The 18,829-nt window shown below is 51.8% G+C and carries 14 protein-coding genes; 2 read left to right on the top strand and 12 right to left on the bottom strand.

The genetic code is table 11. The features are described 5' to 3' along the window. Nucleotides 1–27: 27 nt before the first annotated feature. The 6 genes from MKY12_RS06770 to MKY12_RS06745 form a co-directional block, all read right to left on the bottom strand. Complete coding sequence (locus tag MKY12_RS06770; protein ID WP_339313241.1) at nt 28–987, bottom strand: alpha/beta fold hydrolase; 960 nt, start codon at nt 985–987, stop codon at nt 28–30. Nucleotides 988–1,014: 27 nt separating this feature from the next. Continuing rightward, nucleotides 1,015–2,040 carry a glycoside hydrolase family 130 protein gene (locus MKY12_RS06765; RefSeq protein ID WP_036722586.1) on the bottom strand — a complete coding sequence of 342 codons (1,026 nt, stop codon included), beginning with the start codon at nt 2,038–2,040 and terminating at the stop codon, nt 1,015–1,017. A gap of 67 nt (nt 2,041–2,107) precedes the next feature. Beyond that, the gene (locus MKY12_RS06760) at nt 2,108–2,941 is read right to left on the bottom strand and encodes a carbohydrate ABC transporter permease (RefSeq protein WP_339254863.1); all 834 of its coding nucleotides are present in this window, start codon (nt 2,939–2,941) and stop codon (nt 2,108–2,110) included. A 4-nt stretch (nt 2,942–2,945) separates the two neighbouring features. Further along, nucleotides 2,946–3,827 carry a sugar ABC transporter permease gene (locus MKY12_RS06755; RefSeq protein ID WP_036722590.1) on the bottom strand — a complete coding sequence of 294 codons (882 nt, stop codon included), beginning with the start codon at nt 3,825–3,827 and terminating at the stop codon, nt 2,946–2,948. Nucleotides 3,828–3,934: 107 nt separating this feature from the next. Further along, complete coding sequence (locus tag MKY12_RS06750) at nt 3,935–5,311, bottom strand: extracellular solute-binding protein (RefSeq protein WP_339257375.1); 1,377 nt, start codon at nt 5,309–5,311, stop codon at nt 3,935–3,937. A gap of 309 nt (nt 5,312–5,620) precedes the next feature. Then, complete coding sequence (locus tag MKY12_RS06745) at nt 5,621–6,385, bottom strand: response regulator (protein WP_339254861.1); 765 nt, start codon at nt 6,383–6,385, stop codon at nt 5,621–5,623. A gap of 256 nt (nt 6,386–6,641) precedes the next feature. On the opposite strand from MKY12_RS06745, the gene MKY12_RS06740 reads away from it, so the two are divergent. Next, nucleotides 6,642–7,871 (top strand): AGE family epimerase/isomerase, encoded by a 1,230-nt coding sequence (locus MKY12_RS06740; protein ID WP_339254859.1) that lies wholly within the window; start codon nt 6,642–6,644, stop codon nt 7,869–7,871. Further along, the gene (locus MKY12_RS06735; RefSeq protein ID WP_339254858.1) at nt 7,871–9,046 is read left to right on the top strand and encodes a glycosidase; all 1,176 of its coding nucleotides are present in this window, start codon (nt 7,871–7,873) and stop codon (nt 9,044–9,046) included. Before MKY12_RS06740 ends, MKY12_RS06735 begins: the two co-directional genes overlap by 1 nt. Before the next feature lie 139 nt (nt 9,047–9,185). Here the strand turns inward: MKY12_RS06735 and MKY12_RS06730 are convergent, their stop codons facing one another. The 6 genes from MKY12_RS06730 to MKY12_RS06705 form a co-directional block, all read right to left on the bottom strand. After that, a complete protein-coding gene (locus MKY12_RS06730) occupies nt 9,186–10,247 on the bottom strand; it encodes a LacI family DNA-binding transcriptional regulator (RefSeq protein WP_209878447.1) in 1,062 nt (353 codons plus the stop codon). 48 nt (nt 10,248–10,295) lie between these two features. Then, the gene (locus MKY12_RS06725; protein WP_339254855.1) at nt 10,296–11,606 is read right to left on the bottom strand and encodes an ABC transporter substrate-binding protein; all 1,311 of its coding nucleotides are present in this window, start codon (nt 11,604–11,606) and stop codon (nt 10,296–10,298) included. 2 nt (nt 11,607–11,608) lie between these two features. Continuing rightward, nucleotides 11,609–13,507: a sensor histidine kinase gene (locus MKY12_RS06720; RefSeq protein ID WP_339254853.1), complete on the bottom strand. Its 1,899-nt coding sequence runs from the start codon at nt 13,505–13,507 to the stop codon at nt 11,609–11,611. 234 nt (nt 13,508–13,741) lie between these two features. Further along, a complete protein-coding gene (locus MKY12_RS06715; protein ID WP_235191751.1) occupies nt 13,742–15,859 on the bottom strand; it encodes a methyl-accepting chemotaxis protein in 2,118 nt (705 codons plus the stop codon). A 427-nt stretch (nt 15,860–16,286) separates the two neighbouring features. Further along, nucleotides 16,287–17,609: a U32 family peptidase gene (locus tag MKY12_RS06710; protein ID WP_036722597.1), complete on the bottom strand. Its 1,323-nt coding sequence runs from the start codon at nt 17,607–17,609 to the stop codon at nt 16,287–16,289. A 256-nt stretch (nt 17,610–17,865) separates the two neighbouring features. Next, nucleotides 17,866–18,798, bottom strand: a complete 933-nt coding sequence (locus MKY12_RS06705) for a peptidase U32 family protein (RefSeq protein ID WP_339254849.1) — start codon at nt 18,796–18,798, stop codon at nt 17,866–17,868. Nucleotides 18,799–18,829: the final 31 nt, after the last annotated feature.

The following is an 18,829-nucleotide window of genomic DNA, read 5'->3' as shown; positions in this document are numbered from 1 at the left end:
TATGTATTCTTGAACGGAAGGAGCCCGTTACAAGGTCATGAACATCTGAAGCGTCCGATCAGAAAGATAGGGAAGATATTCATGACCATATTCATGATATACCAACAGATCTTTTACGGCTGTGATTTTGTTGTATGCGGCGAATTGTGTCGACGGCGGACAGATCGTATCGGCCAGACCGGTTACCCATAATACCCTGCCCTGTATACGACCGGCTAAATTCTGGATGTCAATATAACCGAGCCGGTTAAAAATCTCTTCCTCCCGCAGATGATGCGGATCAAAGAAGCGGAAATAATAGTGAATCTCCTCGTAGGCAGAGGTTGTAATATCCAGCGCCCATGCCCCCTTGTAATCAGAGAGGAACGGATAGACCGGAATGGCAAGCCTGACCCTTGGCTCCAGGGCAGCGCAGGCAACCGTGAGTGCACCGCCTTGGGAACAGCCGAAGGCACCCACCCGCTCCGGGTCTACCTCCGGCATAGTCATCAGAATCCGTGCCGTCTGGACCGTGTCCAGGAACACGTTGCGGTAATACAGCTTGTCGGGATTGGGATCATCAATGCCCCGGATGATATGCCCGCGGACCGTCGTTCCCCGGACAGTCAGATTATCCTCGGATAACCCGCCCTGCCCCCGGCAATCCATGGCAAGCACGCTGATCCCGTGAGCCGCGTAAGCCACCTTTTCCATCCAGTCCCCGCTGTCGCAGGAATAACCGTGGAACATGACAAGGCCTGCACCTTTCCCTGCTCCCGCTTTCTTAGGCCTTACATATTTACAGTGCACTCTGGCACCGCCCACTCCGGTAAAATACAAATGAAAACACTCGGCCAGCTCACTCGAAAACCCTGCAGGCACCAGCTCGTATGCCAGTGTCTGATGGTCCAATTCATGAAGCGCGCGCTCCCAATAAGCATCAAAGTCACCGGGCTTCGGACTGCTGCCCTGATAATCCAGCAATTGCGGTATAGATCTTTGGTTCATCTGAGCGTCTCCTCTCCGGTTGTCACCCTAGATTCTGCCAGGACCGGCATCATCGCCAACCTCTTCATGAGTCTCGATAACGTAATTGACGATTTCCTGGACAGTGGTGTAGGCAACGCCGACATAGGTGTCCGCAGCCCCGTAATAGATGGCAATCCGGCCGGTATCCGCATCGCTGAGCGCAGCACAAGGGAAGAGTACATTGTTGACGAAGCCTCTTTCCTCATACCATTCTTCCGGGGTCAGCACGAAGTTACGGGAGCGGTATTTCACTCTCGAAGGCTCATCTGCATCCAGAATCACAGCGCCCATGCTGTAGACGAGACCGTTGCAGGTCCCTGTAACCCCGTGATAGAACATCAGCCAGCCTTCCGAGGTCTCAATAGGCGCAGGTCCGCCGCCGATCTTGGTGCTCTGCCACCAGCCTTGTCCGCCCTTGGTCATGACATGACGGTGTTTGCCCCAGTATACGAAGTCAGGACTCTCGCTCAGGAAGACATCACCGAACGGCGTATGTCCGCTATCGCTTGGACGGGAGAGCATGACGAAATTGCCGCCTATTTTCTTCGGGAACAGTACACCGTTACGGTTGAACGGCAGGAACGGATTCTCCAGACTGACGAAGTGCTTGAAGTCCTGTGTCTTGGCAACGCCGATCGCTGCCCCGTAGAAATCCGTGCACCAGATGATGTAATACGTATCCTCCACCTTCACCAGACGGGGATCATATGCGTAACGCGGCATATACGGATGGCCTGCCTCGTCCTTGAATTGGATCGGCTGCTCATCAATAATCCAGTCCAAGCCGTCCGCGCTGCGGCCCATCCGCAGATGGGGGCGGGTCGTGTGATCCTCCACACGGAAGACTCCCAGGAAGCTGCCCTCGTAAGCGATCACCGCGCTGTTGAAAATACGGGCGACCCCCTTCGCCGGATTGCGCTTGATCACCGGATTATCGCTATGTCTCCAGACCGGATTGTCATTCCCGGCAGGTCTGTCCTGCCAAGGCATATTCGGCAGACTCTGGCTGGCCGTCAGTTTAACTTCTCTCATAATAGAATCCCTCCAATGATAGTTGCAGCAGCCGCTGCGGTGGTGTGTTGCTCCCCGGCTTGCCGCTTTATTTGACCGACCCTTGGGCGAAGCCGTTATAAATGTATTTTTGCAGCGCTACGAACGCGATCAGCGTCGGAATGATGGCGATCATAATCGCGGCGCAGATAACCTCCCACTGGGAGCCGTAGGGTCCTTTGAATTTGAACAGTGCGGTAGAAACGACCTGCAGGCTGCTTTTTGGCATATACAGGAACGGGGTATAGAAGTCATTGTAAATATTAACACCCTTCACGATGATCACCGTCACAATGGCCGGACTCAGCAGCGGAAGAATGATTCTCCAGTAGATCGTCCAGTAGGAGGCACCATCCAGCATTGCGGATTCATCCAGCGATTCAGAGATCGAGTCCAGGAACTGCATGAAGATATAGACAGCGATAATATCGGTCCCCAGATACATCAGAATCGGCGCCCAGCGGGTATTGAACAAATCCAGAGCATTGATAATCTGAAAAGTTGCTACTTGTGTAGTTACTCCGGGAATCAGCGTAGCCAGCAGAAAAGCCCCCATCAGCGCCTTACTGCCTCTGAATTTGAAGCGGGCAAGAATATAAGCCATCATCGAGCCGGTAAGCGTAGCGCCCGCAATGGAGATCAGGACGATAATGATCGTGTTCATGAAGCCGAGCAGCATGTTCCCGTCTACGAAGGCTTTGGTGTAGTTGGCGAAATTCAGCCAGTTCTCGGGCAGGGTCAGCGGACCGGTTGAAGCGTACTCAGCATTGGTCTTTAAGGAAGCGAAGAAGACAACGACAATCGGGATCAGCGCCATCAGCGCACCCAGCACCAGGGAGAGATATTTGAAGAAAGCCGCCAGGTTGTATTTCAAGGTATGCATCGCTCTATTTCTCCTCCTTGATCAGAATGCGCTGCAGAATGGTAACCAGAACAACGATGCCCAGCAGTACTACAGCCATTGCAGAAGCCAGCCCCAGCTTGCTGTATTTGAAGGCCACATCGACGGTCTGGATGACAAAAGTGCCGCTGCCGTTAGAGCCGCCGGTCATGACATACGGAATCTCAAACACCCCGATGGCCCCGCTGACCGCGAGGATCAGATTGAGCTGGAGGATACGCTTGATGCTTGGGATAATAATATGCCGGAACTGATGCCAGCGGTTAGCGCCGTCTATCTCAGAAGCTTCATAGATATCGCTGCCGATCGAGGAGATTGCGCCAAGGAAGATAATAAAGTTCATCCCCATATAACGCCATACCGAGGCAAAAGCGAGAGAGATGTTAATGAGCTGCGGATTCAGCAGCCATTTCTGTTGCAGCGCCCCGAGTCCAAGCAGATCAAGAATGGTATTAAGCGTGCCTTCCGGCTTGAAGAAGAACAGGAAGATGAACCCGATCGCCACACCGTTCAGCAAGGTCGGAAAGAACAGAATCCCCTTGAACCAGTTCTTCATCCGGACATTGAAGCTCAGAATCGTGGCAAAATAAAGCGCCAGCCCCATCTGGACAAAGGTGGCAAAAAAGTAATACAAGCTGACCTTGAATACGGCGAAGTACTCCGGCTTGGTAAAGATCGTCTTGTAGTTGTCAAAGCCGATATACTCCATATTTTTGCTTAGCCCGTTCCAGCTGGTGAAGCTGTACTGAAACATTTTAAACACAGGTAAATAGGAGAACGTCAGCAGCAGAACTACGGGTACTAGCGAAAATAAAAAGATGATCAAAATCCGTTGATTTTTATAGCTCATGTTAGACAATTTGGGCACTCTCCACACCTCCAGAAAACTTACTGCTCTTAAGTCCGCTTCCATCCCTGCAAAAGTGAAGGGGACTATGCCGTTACCGGCATCTCCCCTTTCTTTTGTTCTTTAATTTACTTGGCAGTCACAATTTTGGCTCTGGCTGCTTTCCATTTATCATTCAGTTCTTTCATAATGTCATCATAGGATTGCTTGCGGTTGCCAATCGCCGCCTCGATAATTACTTTCTTGAAGTCAGGCTGCCAGAGACCGATTTCAGCTTCTTTATCAATGGCATCCACCCAGCCCTCTTCACCGGCTTTGGCTGGAGCAAGCGTGTCAAAGGTAATGTCAGTGCCTGCAAATTGCTTGAGAATTTCAGGCAATTCGGCTCCTTTTACCGGACTCATGCCCCCGCCTTCTGTAGTCGGGTAACCGGATTCATTGATGAACCAGTCTACCCAGGCTCTGGCGGCCTCTTTGTTTTTACTGTGAATGCTAACCCCCAGATTATAGTCGTCAGACAGAGGCACCAGGATCTTGTCGGCGTTGGTAGGGAATGGCATGAAGCCTATATCATCCGGGCTGGCAGCGAGCCCTTTGATCTGACCGATCGCCCAGGAGCCAAGCATCATGGTACCGATTTTACCGTTTGCCAGATCTGCCTTGGAGGATTCCCAGTCTGTTGTAGTAGGGTCCTCTTCAATCAGACCGTCTTTGGCCGCATCGTACATTACCTTGTACAGCTCGTAGTGCGGCTGGCCTGGAACGAAGTTATCGTCGGAGGCCACCTGGCCGATGTTGACATATTCACGGTCTCCGGCAACGGTAGCCAGATCCGCTTCCCACTGGGTCAGCGTCCAGCCCGCAGCATAGTTCGTGTAGAGAGGGACGGCATCCGTCTTCTCCTTGATGCTCTTCAGAGCGGCAGAGAACTGGTCAAAGGTTCTTGGAACCTCGGTCACTCCGGCGTCCTTGAAGACCTGCTTGTTGTAGATCACGCCGGAGAAATTAACCGTAATTGGAATGCCGTAGGAAATCCCGTCTACTGTCCGCTCTTCCAGGCCTGTATATTGCTGCTCCAGGTCAGACTTTTTACCCAGCGGCTCGAAGAAGTCCGGCAGATCCTTAATCGCTACGCTGGTTGGCAGCAGCAGAACATCCCCGTAATCACTGGTGCTCATGCGGATTTTGATCTGATCCTCATAGTTGGATAAGGCTTCGAAATTCACTTTGATATTCGGATATTTCTCATTGAACTTGGCGGCGTAGTCTTTGAACACGGTATCCACGATATCCGTCCGCTGTGTAATCACCGTAATATCACCCTTGAGATCCTTGGCGGCACCTCCCTCTGGAGCGGCTGTTGCCTCCGCAGTGGTACCTGTGTTGCCGCCTGCATTGGTTGCTGCCGCATTAGTGGCGTTATTGTTGTCAGCTGCACAGCCGGAGAACAGCCCGGCCATCAGTGTCAGCGCTGCCAACCCGGTAACTGCTTTGGTTTTTTTCATCATATTTCTGACCCCTCTCTTCATTTAGAACGAAATAGATTAATAACAAAACAATAACAATACGATCCGTTATTCCAATAAACAGAACTTAAATCATCTTGTCTTCACCTTGGATTCGCTGTTGTTATCGCTTACATCGCAATTATAGACCGTATAACCCCTCAAAACGATGGTTTCAATTGCTTTTTCTAGTCTTCAATTTGTTATTTTTGTTATATAAAAAATACAATAAAGAAAAACACTGCTCAATCACCTCTGGGGAGATGAAGGGCAGTGCAAATGTGTTCGTATCATTCTAAGAGACGCATATCATGATCTGTACCGGCCTTTATACTCCTTAGGAGTCATGCCGCACATCTTTTTGAACAGCTTATTGAAATAGACCGGATCACTGTAGCCGACTTTGTCAGCAATCTCATAATTCTTCAGGTCCGGATGATGGAGCAGCATCTTCTTGGCCTCCACAATGCGGATGCCGATCAGGTAGTCCGTAATGGTCTGCCCTGTCTTATGCCTGAACAGCCTGCTGATATAACTCGCATTCATTCCCACGGCCTCAGCCAGCCGCTCAAGCTCGAAATTAAGCCCGTATTCCAGTTGAAGAATACTCTTCATCTGCTCTACCACATAATGCTCCCCGCCTTCAGAAGGCTGATGCGGTACTTCTTCCGGGAGAGCAGCCGCAGGCGTCTGCTTAGTCGCTTCTACGCTTTTGAGCAGATCATATAATTGGGCCTTATCGATCGGCTTAAGCAAATAATCAAGCACACCGAAGCGCATCGCCTTACGGGCGTAGTCGAATTCACTGAAGCCGCTCAGTACAGCTATTGGCAACTGCTTGAGATGCGCTCTCGCCTCTTCAATCAGCTTGAATCCATCCATTCTTGGCATCTTGATATCTGTAATAAGAAGATCGATCTCTTCCAGGCTTAGCTCCTGCAGATGGTTCCAGGCCTCAAGCCCGTTGCCGTATGAGCCGATTACCCTGACTTCCACATCCATTCTGGAAGCAATCTTCTCAAGCCCGCGGCGAATCACTTCCTCATCATCCGCAATCATGATCCGGATTACCACCTTATCGCCCCCGTCATTTGATCCGCTATGATAGCGTTATCAATAATTATAAACTTTACAGATCCAATAGAAAATGTGTCCATATCCACTTTTATAGTCTTCAATTTACTTCATCCATTTCCCGCTTGAATTCCAGCCCGAAAAGGGTTATAACATGGTTATATATAGTTATTATTATACACTAACATAATAATAACAATTATAAAAAAGACAACTCCCATACCAGCAAGCAATATTAAGGAGTGAACAGAACAGGATGAACAATGCAACCGAAGTGTGGCGCACCCGGCTGGAAGCTGAGCTGTTAGACAACATTCTCGGCTTCTGGATGAAGCAGACCATCGACGAAACTCATGGCGGCTTTATCGGTGAGATGAACAACCAGCTGCAGGTGATATCCGGTGCAGACAAAAGCCTTGTACTGAATGCACGGATTCTCTGGACATTTGCAAGTGCTTACAGAATCTATGGAACGGCAGAATATTTGACTATGGCGGAACGCGCCTATGATTATCTCATTCAGTATTTCACAGATCCCGAATTTGGCGGATTCTTCTGGATGGTGGATGAGCACGGCGCTGCTTCCCAGCCTAAGAAGCAAATCTACGGACTCGCTTTTGTCATCTATGCCTTGGCTGAGTACCATCATGCCACCGGCCGGAAAGACGTCCTGCGCCAAGCAACCCAATTGTTCCATTTGATTGAGAAGCACGGTTATGATCCTCTTCACACAGGGTATATCGAAGCCTTGTCACGGGAGTGGGAGATGACCGACTCCCTAAGCCTCAGTTCGAAGGATATGAATGAGAAGAAATCCATGAATACGCATCTGCATGTACTGGAAGGGTACACCGGCTTGTACCGGGTGTGGAAGTCAGAGCTTCTTCGTAACAAGCTAGCTGAGCTGATCGAAACCATGCTGGAGCATATTCTGGATTCGGACGGCAAGCACTTCCATCTGTTCATGGATGAAGAGTGGCGGGTGAAGTCAGAGCTTATCTCCTTCGGCCACGACATAGAAGGAAGCTGGCTGCTCTATGAAGCTGCGGAGACCCTTGGGGACGAGGAGCTGCTTGGGCGTGTGCGCAAGGCATCCCTGTCGATGGCCGAAGCTGCGCTGGCAGAGGGGATTGAAGTGGATGGCGGAATCTGGAATGAGGCCGATCGTAGCGGCTTCATCGATAAAGCCCATGAGTCCAGAGACTGGTGGCCGCAGGCTGAAGCCATGGTCGGATTCTACAATGCGTATCAGTTAACCGGAGATTCGCGGTTCCTGGAAGCCGCTGAGAACTCATGGAGCTTCACAGAGAAATATATAATTGATCATAAGCTGGGCGAATGGCACTGGGGTGTAGATGAATCCCTGCAGCCGCTGGCTGATACTCCCAAGGTGAGCGCATGGAAATGTCCCTATCATAACAGCCGGGCCTGCTTCGAGATGATTAGACGGCTTGGCGAACCATTACATGTAGAGGAGATTATTTAATGAGCACAATCTTTGAACAACGGAAGCAGGCGTTGACGCAGCGCTATGAAGCTCTCATCGGCCGCACCAATGAGAAGCTGCCTGACGGCAACGGTATTTATGACCGCTACAAGTATCCCCTGCTCACTGCGGAGCACGCCCCCCTGATCTGGCGTTACGACTTCAATGAAGAGAGCAACCCTTATTTCGCAGAGAGAATCGGAGTGAACGGCGTATTCAATCCCGGCGCCATTGAGCTGAACGGCAAATTCTACATCATTGCCCGTGTGGAAGGCCATGACCGCAAATCCTTCTTCGCTGTTGCCGAGAGCAGCAGCGGGGTGGACGGCTTCCGCTTCTGGGATCACCCGGTAGTGCTTCCCGAGACCGCAGACCCGGATATTAACGTCTACGATATGCGCCTGGTGAAGCATGAAGACGGATGGATTTACGGCCTGTTCTGCAGCGAACGCAAGGACCCGGACGCTCCTCCTGGCGATTTGTCCAGCGCAGTTGCCCAGTGCGGCATTGCCCGCACCAAGGATCTAAAGACCTGGGAGCGTCTCGCCGATCTCAAGACCGGCTCCGCCCAGCAGCGCAACGTGGTCCTGCATCCAGAGTTCGTTGACGGCAAGTATGCCTTCTACACGCGCCCGCAGGACGGGTTCATCGACGCCGGTTCCGGCGGCGGCATCGGCTGGGGCTTAGCGGAGGAGATTGAGAACGCCGTTATCACCCGTGAGACGATTATAGACCAGCGCTACTACCATACCATCAAAGAAGTGAAGAACGGTCAAGGCCCGGCCCCGGTCAGAACTCCACTCGGCTGGCTGCACATCGCCCATGGTGTCCGGGGCACCGCTGCCGGACTGCGCTATGTGCTGTATGCCTTCTTGTCTGATCTTGCAGAGCCTAACCGCGTAACTCATGCCCCAGGCGGGCATTTCATTGCTCCGGACGGCGAAGAACGCGTCGGTGACGTATCTAACGTTGTCTTCTGCAACGGTATAATCGCCCGTGATAACGGCGAGGTCTTCATCTATTACGCTTCCTCCGATACCCGCATCCATGTAGCCACCACTACCATAGATCAACTGCTGGATTATGTCGTGAATACTCCTGAAGATCCGCTTCGTTCCTATGCTTGCGTACAGCAGCGTATCGCTTTGATCGAACGGAACCTGCAATTGAAATAACGCAAACAAGCGGAAACGGTACCGTCCTTTTAGAGGACGGTACCGTTTTCGCGAGAAATAGAAGGATAAGTTATCGTGTGCAACATATAAATTCTTATATTTAAGCTAAAGCTCCACTTTGTGGGGTTATTTTGTTGCTTCAAGCCCGGGGATTTCCCACAGAGTCCCGGTGGACGATATCTGCGGAGATCAGAATTTTCTCCAGCGGTACAGCGGGATTCTGGATACGGTTCAGCAGCTTCTCTACAGCTGCCCGGCCCATAGCCTCCTTAGGAACATGCACGGTTGTAAGCGGAGTAACCCCCCGCAGGGAATCCTCGATATTGTCAAAGCCTGTGACCGAAATGTCAGCGGGAATAGCAAGCCCGGCTTCCCGCAACACTTCGCTAACAGCAAGAGCGGTGAAGTCGTTCGCGCATACGAGCGCAGTGGGCAAGGTATCCGACTCTTGTCGTGCGGCGACCCAGCGTCTGAATTCTTCACGGAGCGCTTCGTCATACATCCCTTCCAGCAGCAGCTCATCATCTATAGCCGGGGGCTTCAGCTGACTCTCCTCCAGCGCGCTGCGGAACCCGATCCAGCGGTCACGGAAGCTGCGGGAGTAACGGATACTGCCGACAAAGTGAAATAACGTATGTCCGGTGCCAATCAGATGATTGACGAGCCGGGTCATCGAATCGATGTTATTCGCAAATACCGTATCACACGGAATTAAAGCATCCTCATGGTCGATCATGACCAGCGGAAGCCCGATCCGATGCACTTCTAGCAGCAGTGAGGTGGAGATCTGCCCAACTCCGATCAGACCGAGCAGGCCGTCCGGATTAAGGACATTTACGAAATTATCGGCCCGGTGCTCTGAGATGATCACCATGCCCAGCCCCTCCTGATCCAGCGCCAGCGCAATGCCATCGACGATTTTGCCCCAATATAGTGAATCCTGGGTCTGAGAGCGGATATTGGGCATCAGCACCAGCACGGACTGCTTATTGCGGTCTTGCTCTCCAGACAGAGAACGGCGCTTGGGACTTTGCACATAGGCGTTTTTTTGGGTGAAATATCCAAGCTGAGAGGCGGCTTGAATCACCCGCTCACGGGTGGTCTCATTGACCCCCTCCTTGCCGGAGAGCGATTTGGATACGACGAACTTGGAGACCCCAAGATGATCGGCTATTTTTTGCATCGTTACTTTTTTGGCCACAACACTACCTCCAGAATTTGATCTTGCTTACTGCGCAGACCCCGGCGGTTACGGGACAGACTGCTGACTCATGCGCGCTTCCTTCCATTTCGCATTCAACTGGTCAAAGGACTTCTGCAGATCCGGTGCCGCGAGCACATCCTGAATATAATCGCCCGACCAGAAGCTCAGCTTCGTCCGGTTCGCCAGATCAATGAAAGCATCCGTCTGCACCGTAGCCTCAACCAGCTTCGGATGATAGGAGAGGAACTCGCTGTATTGCTGTAAAGCAGGTTCGTCCGAACCCTTCGCCGGAAGAAATCCCCAATCTCTCGCATACGACGTTTCTGTAATGAAATACTCCAGCCAAGCCATCGCAAGCTCTTTATTGCCGCTGTACCTGCTAACCCCCATGAACCAGTCGGGATTCAGCGCAGCATAGTGGACCTGGTGATTATCATAGGGAAAAGGAAAGAAGCCGATATCCTCCGGTGAAGCACCTGCATCCATAATCTGCCGGATGGTCCAGTTCCCCTGGAGATACATGCCCGCTTCTCCTTTGGCCAGCCTGGCTTTGGAGATCTCCCAGCTGTTGGAGAATAGCTGTTCCTCGACATAGCCCTTGGCCAGCATCGTCCTGGCAATTCCAAGAGCCTGCCCCCATTCGTTACCGATCTGCCAAGGGCTGTCCTCATGGACCATATCATTCAAATAATCAGGGTTACCCGTCATATAATTAACCAGGTTATTGCCCCACTCCCGCAGCGGCCAGACTGCCCCGTAATTCATATACAGCGGGATAATGCCCGCCTGCTTCAGCTTGGCACAGGCCGCGTAGAACTCATCCAGCGTCTGCGGTACCTGCTCAATTCCCGCCTGCTCAAAAGCCTTTTTGTTGTAGACGATTCCGCTCGTAGTCGTACCTGTAGACAGACCGTATCGCTTGCCGCCAAAGGTTGCAAAGGTCGTGAATCGCTCCTGCGCCGCCAGCTCCCCGCTCAAAGGCTCGAAGAAAAGCTCCAGCTCCTTCGCAGGCAGATTGACCGGCAGCAACAGCACATCCCCTGTATCCTTGGTGGACAAGCGGACCAGGATATCCGTGGCATAGTTAGACAGCCCCTCGAATTCCACATGCGCCTCAGGATACCGCTTCCTGAATTCATCCGCGTAGTCCCTGAAGGTCCCATTCTCAATCAGGTCAATCCGGTTCGTCAGCATCACAATGGTCCCGGACAGCCCGGAAGCCGCTTCCTCTCCGGCAGAAGCCGCCGGGACCGATGCCGGCCCTCTACTGCTCCAGCTGCTACAGCCGCTTGCCAGCAGGAGCAGCATTAGCAGCAGTACAGTATACACCGGAAAGCGTACAATCCTCCATCTCAAGCTCATTCCTCCTTAAAAGGATCTTCCCTTCCATTCCCGGCGGCAAGCCCCGGCAGCGGTAATGACAAGATTACATCCGTCCCCTCGCCCGGCTTGCTGAACACCTCAATCCCATAGGCCGGACCGTAATGAAGCTGAAGGCGCTGGTGTACATTGGCCATGCCAATCCCTCCATTAATGCTCTTCTTCGGGGGGAGCTCGTGCCGGAGCCGCTCTCTTAGCTTATCTAGTGTAACCTGATCCATTCCGCAGCCGTTATCACGGATATGGAACAGAAGCTTCTGCTCTGTATACTCACACTTGATGCTCAGCTGCATCCGGGACTTGGTATCATCCAGCCCGTGATAAGCAGCATTCTCAATAATCGGCTGAAACACCAGCTTAATCATGGAATAGCTGTCAAGCGCCTCTGGAACATCAATCGTCAGCTCAAATCTGCCAGGATACCGGCTGCCCAGCAGCTCCACGTAGTTACGCACATACAGCAGCTCCTGTTTCATCGTCGCCCAGCCGCTCAAGTCACTGGTGCTGTAGCGCAGAAGCTTCCCCAGAATGGAGATCATGTCAGCGGCTTCCACATCATCATTAATCTCTGCGGTCATCCGGATGGTTTCAAGCGTGTTATAGATAAAATGCGGATTGATCTGGCTCTGAAGCGCCTGCAGCTCCGCCTCCTTCTTCTGCTCCTCAATCTGATAAATATCCTGAATCAATTGACGAATACGGGCCAGCATCCGGTTGAATTGATGCCCCAGGAGACCAATCTCGTCACGGCGTTTAATGCGGAAGGTCACATCAAGGTCACCGTTCTGTACCTTTTTCATAAGCTGGATCATCTGGGTTAGCGGCTTGGTCAGGGCAAACGACAGAATGAGCGAGATGATCAGGGCCAGCACAATGATGATTAGAGTAGCGCCTATAGTTGCATTGCGGGTCAGCTTCACTCCACGGGTCAATTCGTCCACCGGTATGGAAATAATCACCTTCCAATTCGTCTTGGTTGAGCTTGAATAAATATTAAGCCGGTCTTTGCCGGATACGGTGTCATAAAAGCTCCCGGAGCTCCCTTCCGCAGCACGGAATAAGGAGGACCGGGAAATATCCGCAGTCAGCAGCTTCTGCTCACTGTCATAGATGACTTTGCCCGCTTGATCCACAAGGATAGATTTCCCCCGGGTCACCTTGTCCAGCTCCGCCACCTGATTCTCCAGATTACTGAAGTTAGCCTCCACTGCGATCAGGCCGGCTGGCTTCCATAGCCCGTCCAGAATGGGACGCACCACCGTAAAAGCATATCGGGTACTCTGCAAATTGCTTGTATATGCCTGTGTTCCCAACAGGGTCGCTTCTCCGCCGGAGCCCTTTACCTGCTCGCTCCAGAACCTGTAGCTCTGCTGCAGATCCAGCCGAACTCCCCCATCCTTGGCAGAATAATAACCATTCCCGTAGGCATCAAAAATATAGACCGAATTGGTTCCCCGCTTAATATTGTTAATAAATGATATATTCTCTTCGATGCCGCGCTGAATGGACAGCAGGAGATCCAAATCACCGGGAGCCACCTGAGCCGTGTCCTGCTTGCCTTCCATCATCTGCTTTTGCTCATAATAGCGGTTCGAGCGGATCAGGTTCTGCTTAATCTCATTGACGTAAGCGGGCATGGAAGAAATCCGTTTCATATCTTCTATGTAATCATCGATGGAATCCATCATTTGATCAATCAGCTTCTCGGAATAGGCGATCGTGTTCGCCTGGATGGATTCGGAATAGCTCTTGAAGCTGATCACACTGATGAAGGACAGCGGGAGCGTAATAATGACCAGAAATACCAGGAACAGCTTGCGCTCCATGGACATGTCCTCGATATAAGACCACCAGTTGTGATTGCGTGCTGCTCTCATTCGGCCTTCTCCCAGGTTCAAATTACATAACTAATCCAGCAAACAACAATAACAAAACCCTAACAAAACCATTATACGCATTCGCTTAAGGATGTACAAGGACCTATAACCCTGCAAGGCCAACTATGCCAAAACCCCAAAACATATAAATTCTTATCTGTTGAAAAGGGCGTCACGCAGCCAAATATCGGCTTGCGTGACGCCCCTGCTTCAGATCCGGAACGGTTCTGATGTTTATTTGATCGTAAACAGCGACAGCTTGCTCTCCAGCTGGGTGGAAGCCCCTTGCAGCTTGTTCGACAAGGCTACCAGATGGTCACTGACATTCTGTTGCTCACTGCTGAGGGATGCTACCTCTTCCGAGGTTGCCGAGGATTGCTGCGCTACCGCACTCACATTCCCCATAGCATCGGACAGCACACCCTGTGAATGGTTCAGACTGTCGATGGCCCCTGTTACAGACTCCAGACTCATAATGAAGTCTTCCATCTGACCCTTCACGGACACGAAGATCTCACTGGTACTCTTCACGGACACCATCTGCTGCTTGAACAGCGGAGCCACTTCAGACAGGACAGCAACCGTCTCATCCATCTCAGCTACGATCTTATCTGTAATTCCGGCGACCAGAGCAATGGATTGCTTGGATTGGTCGGCAAGCTGCCGGACCTCCCCTGCAACTACCATGAAGCCACGGCCGGCTTCGCCTGCTCTCGCTGCTTCAATCGTTGCATTCAGAGACAGAATGTTCGTCTGCTGGGTAATATTCTTCATCACATCCAGCACCTTGATTACGGAATATACCGTTTCCTTGAGGTTATTGACTCTATCCACCAGAGCAGAGGTCATTTCACCTGTGCGTCCGGTCTGATCCAGTAGCTCTTCCAGCTGTACAGCACCCTGTCCGCTGGCTTCCCCGACTCCACGGGCTGCCTGATCCATCTCAGAGTTGGCTGCAATAACACTCTGCATCTGCGTAGCAATCAGGTCAGTCAGCTCATTGCCGCGCTCGGCTTCCTGGGCCAGACTTCCCGCACCACCGGCAATCTCTTCCGTGGCCGCAGCAATCTCCTTGGCGGAGATCGCCGTCTTGCGCGAGGCATCCCCCAGCTCACCCGCAGTCTCAAGGACTTCGCGGGCTGTATCTGTAGTCTGGGCTACCAGTTCCGTAATCTTACCCATCATCATATTGAAGGAGGCCGACAGCTGGCCGATCTCATCCTTCGAGACATACTGCGTGCGGACACTCAGGTTGCCTTCGGCTCCCTCCAGCATCAGGTCCTTCAAGCGTGCCAGCGGCTTGGCGATCATCTGGACCATCCAGAAGCCGACAACCATAGCAAGCAGGGCTGCCGCTCCAGCAGCAAGGAAGGTGGTGAACAGAATCGGCGTGGCAGCTTGAACCAGTTCTCCGGTAGGAACTACACCGGCAAGCTTCCAGTCTGCCTTCTGCATCGGGTTGTATACAGCAAGGATATCCTGGCCGTTCTCATCCTTCGCTTCCGTGCTTTCATTGTTCACCTTGCTGTCCTTGATGAAATTCAGTACGGTGGCTTTGCCGTCCTCTTCAGGCTGCGAGGAAGCTACTACCGTTCCATCCGGGGCAACGAGTTGAATCCGTGAGCCATCGCCAAGCTCTACGCTCTTGAAGGCTTCTTCCAGGAGGGTGCTCTTCAGCTCCAGCATGACTACATATGAGGCATTGGAGCCCAGATTCTTAAGCGTTCTGACCATGGCCAGATTCTTGCCGCCGCTGCCTTCAACGGCTGTAGGGAACCAGTAGTTCTGGGCGGATTTGGCTTCTGCCGTATAATAAGGCTCATAAGAGCTTGAATTCTTGACCACGGTCTTGTACCATTCCTGTGCTCTCACATCATCACCTGCGAGACCGGTGCTTCCGCTGGAGACGATCCCCATCTCAGGGTCCTCCGGAATAAGTGATATGGCGACGATATTGGCATCTGTTGTAGTCTGGCTGGACAGCTTCTTGCTGATCGCATCCGTAGCCACGAACTTATCATAGCTGCTCTTCGCCGAAGACAGCTCTGTCAGATTCGCCTGCATCTGTGTATCAAAATATAACTGAAGTGCGAGACTCTCATACTGCTTCAAGGTAATGTCCAGCTTCTCTGAGGTCTGAATAATCGTCTGCCGGTTCGCTTCAGACACATTATCTTTAATTGTATTCTTCGCTTTGTTGTAAGACAGAAGTCCTAAGAACAGGACCACCACCACGATAGAAGATAAGAAGATCAGGAACAGCTTCACCCCAACGGATTTGGTCGGGTTCACCCTCTTTACCTGGCGTAGTGAGCCGTTCAATACTGTCTTGTAATTTCTCTTCTCTGCCATAGTACTTGTTGTCTGTGAAGCTTCTGTCTTCTGGGCCTTAGCCTTTTGTGTGCTCTTTGGCTTTTTACTGTTTTTCGCCACTTTTACCCTACTCTCCTTCGTTTTATCTGTCTTTTTGTCCGGATTGGGAGCTCCCATAACCATCACCTGCCTATCGCCTAGAATGGAAGATATATGTAAGCGTTACCTGCCCTATATATCGGCACAAAGTCTCATTTTTCTTAGCATTATTTGCAAATTGCTTCAATACTCATATATTTTTGTCGAATTGCATAGGCAATTTGATGCAAAATAACCCCACAAAGTGGAGCTTTAGCTTCGATGCTTAATCAGATACTTTGCGGGGGCCCCAAAACACCTCCTTTTTTAGCACGCAAAAAAAAGAAATGCCCTTGTGTAAACGGGCATCCCTTAGTTTGTAAAGCCATTATTTTCGCTTGCGCATCATATCGAAATAAGCAACAGGCTGATCTACTTTCATCCGCACACGCTGAAGCGGGTGACGGGCCACATCCAGCGGATTGCCGGCCTCATCCCACAGCTCTCCAACAGTCTGCTTGAAGAAGGTGTCATCCGGGCCGAAGAATTCAACTTCTTGTCCCGGCTTGAAGTTATTGCGCTGCTGAACGAGCGCCATCCCGCTCTCTGCGTCATACTCCAGCACCAGTCCCGCGAAATCATACGGAGCCGCCTTCTCTTCCGGTTCATAGATATGGTCCTCATGGTCCGGTGTGTCGTAGAAGAAGCCAGTATTCAGCGGACGGTTAGCCGCCTTCTGCAGCTCCTCCAGCCATTCGGGCTTCAGTACATACCCTTCCGGGTCGGCCATGTAAGCATCTATGGCTTTGCGGTAGGCATTCACTACGGTCGCCACATAGTGAATCGATTTCATCCGGCCCTCAATCTTGAAGCTGTCGATCCCGGCTTCAATCAGGTCGGGAATACTCTCCAGCATACACAGGTCTTTCGATCCCATAGTGAACGGGTTGTCCTCGGGCTGATGCAGCGGCAGCTGGGTAATTCCGGGCTGCAAGGCCTGAGGCGCTTCAGCTTGTTCCTCTTCGGATACCCAGTTCCCTTCGGGACGGGCATCTTCGAACAGATCATACTTCCAGCGGCACGATTGGCAGCAGCCCCCGCGGTTGGAGTCACGGTCGGTGAAGTGGTTGGATAACACACAGCGTCCGGAGTACGAGGAGCACATCGCACCATGGATGAAGCTCTCGATCTCAATATCCACATGCTGCTTGATCTCGGCGATCTCCTCCAGGCTAGTCTCCCGGCCCAATACTACGCGCGGCAGACCTTCCTCCTTCCAATAGGACACTGCCTGCCAGTTGAGCGTGGACTGCTGGGTGCTTAGGTGCACCTCAAGACCCGGCACCAGGCGCAGGGCAGTATCGACAATCACCGGATCGGCTACGATAATCGCTGCAATTCCGGCCTCATATAAATTACGCAGGTATTCTTCAATCCCCGCGACATCTTCATTGTGAGCATAGATATTGGTGGCTACGAATACTTTGGCACCATATTTCTTGGCAAATTCAACGCCCTCGCGCATTTCCTCAAAGGTAAAGTTATCTGCGCCTGAGCGCAGGCCGTACTTTTGTCCTCCGATATAGACTGCATCCGCGCCATAATGCACGGCGAATTTCAATTTCTCTAAGTTTCCTGCCGGAGCCAGGAGCTCCGGTCTGTCCAGACGGTAACGCTTGCCCTTGAACTGGGGCTTGGTCATGGTTCCCATTCCTGTTCTCCTTTCGTTGTCTTTGCTGTCAAAAACCCACCTAAAACTTCCTATCAGATAGCACGTAACTGCGGAAAGCGTTTGGACTTCCGGCCGCTGTTGTCTCCAGATGTTTTTTGATTACTCCGCTGAGCGGATAACATCCGGAGACAAAGGCGGACGCTACCGCTCCTACAGTTCCAAACCTTCCCTCCGTTACTTCATCTTTAAGGTAAAGCTTTAAGTTCTCTTTTAGAACAGCAAAGATTTTTTTACATTAATATACCTGCTCTTTATAGAAGAAGCCGAACGACAGCTCACGCTCAGGGTCCTGCAAGGCACGGACCTCATCCAGCCAGGATTCCTCGAACGCATATTCAGCCGGATCAGCGGCGTAGACGTCCATAGCGTGACGGTAAGCCTTGACGACAGCTACATTATAAGCCACCGGCTTCAGCAGACCCTCGATCTTCAGGCTGTGTACGCCAGCTTTTAACAAGAAATGAAGATCCTCCAGAATGCAAATATCATCCGAGCTCATAATATGCGTGCCGTTCTCGTCCTCATAGATCGGGAACTTCTCATTCGGACGCTCTGCTTCAATCAGGAACAGCCCGCGCTCCTTGCCCAGGCTTCCGCCATCACTTGGACGGCCCTGGTGGGACATATAGCTTGCAACCAGCTTGCGCTTGGAATGATAGATATTCGTCATGCCATGTACCTGAACCTGGGCTTCCACTTCCAGATGAGGGACCATTTCGGTCATCTCATCCATATTCAGCTCGCGTGCCAGAACGACCCGCGTGGCTCCCTTGCGGCCCCAGTAATTGGCTGTAGCATAGTTGGTCGAGGTCATTTCCGCATTCCAGTGCAGCTTCATTCCCGGCGCTTCGGCTTTGACGGCCGCCAGTACGGCGGGATCACCGAACTCTACCCCATCCACACCCAGCTCGCCGATCGCCTTCACATAAGCCGGAAGCTCCTCCAGCATGGTATTTGGAATCAATCCATTGATGCTTACATATACCTTACCGCCCCGGGCATGTGCCAGCTTAACTACTGCGGCCGTATCTTCAAGTGTAAAATGTCCGGCAAGACGCATACCAAAGCGGTCATCGCCGACCAGCAGCGCACTCGCTCCTGCATCCAGCAGCGCTGCAGCTTCTTCCAGAGAAGCCGCTGTCGCCAGCAGCTCCGGTGTGTTATTCATTGTGTTACCTCCTGTGCGTTGCTCATCCTTA

The sequence above is a fragment of the Paenibacillus sp. FSL M7-0896 genome, assembly GCF_037975415.1.
Lineage (GTDB): Bacteria > Bacillota > Bacilli > Paenibacillales > Paenibacillaceae > Paenibacillus_AQ > Paenibacillus_AQ silagei.
Note: the sequence above shows the minus strand (reverse complement) of the source record. Positions and strands in the feature narration are given on the sequence as shown.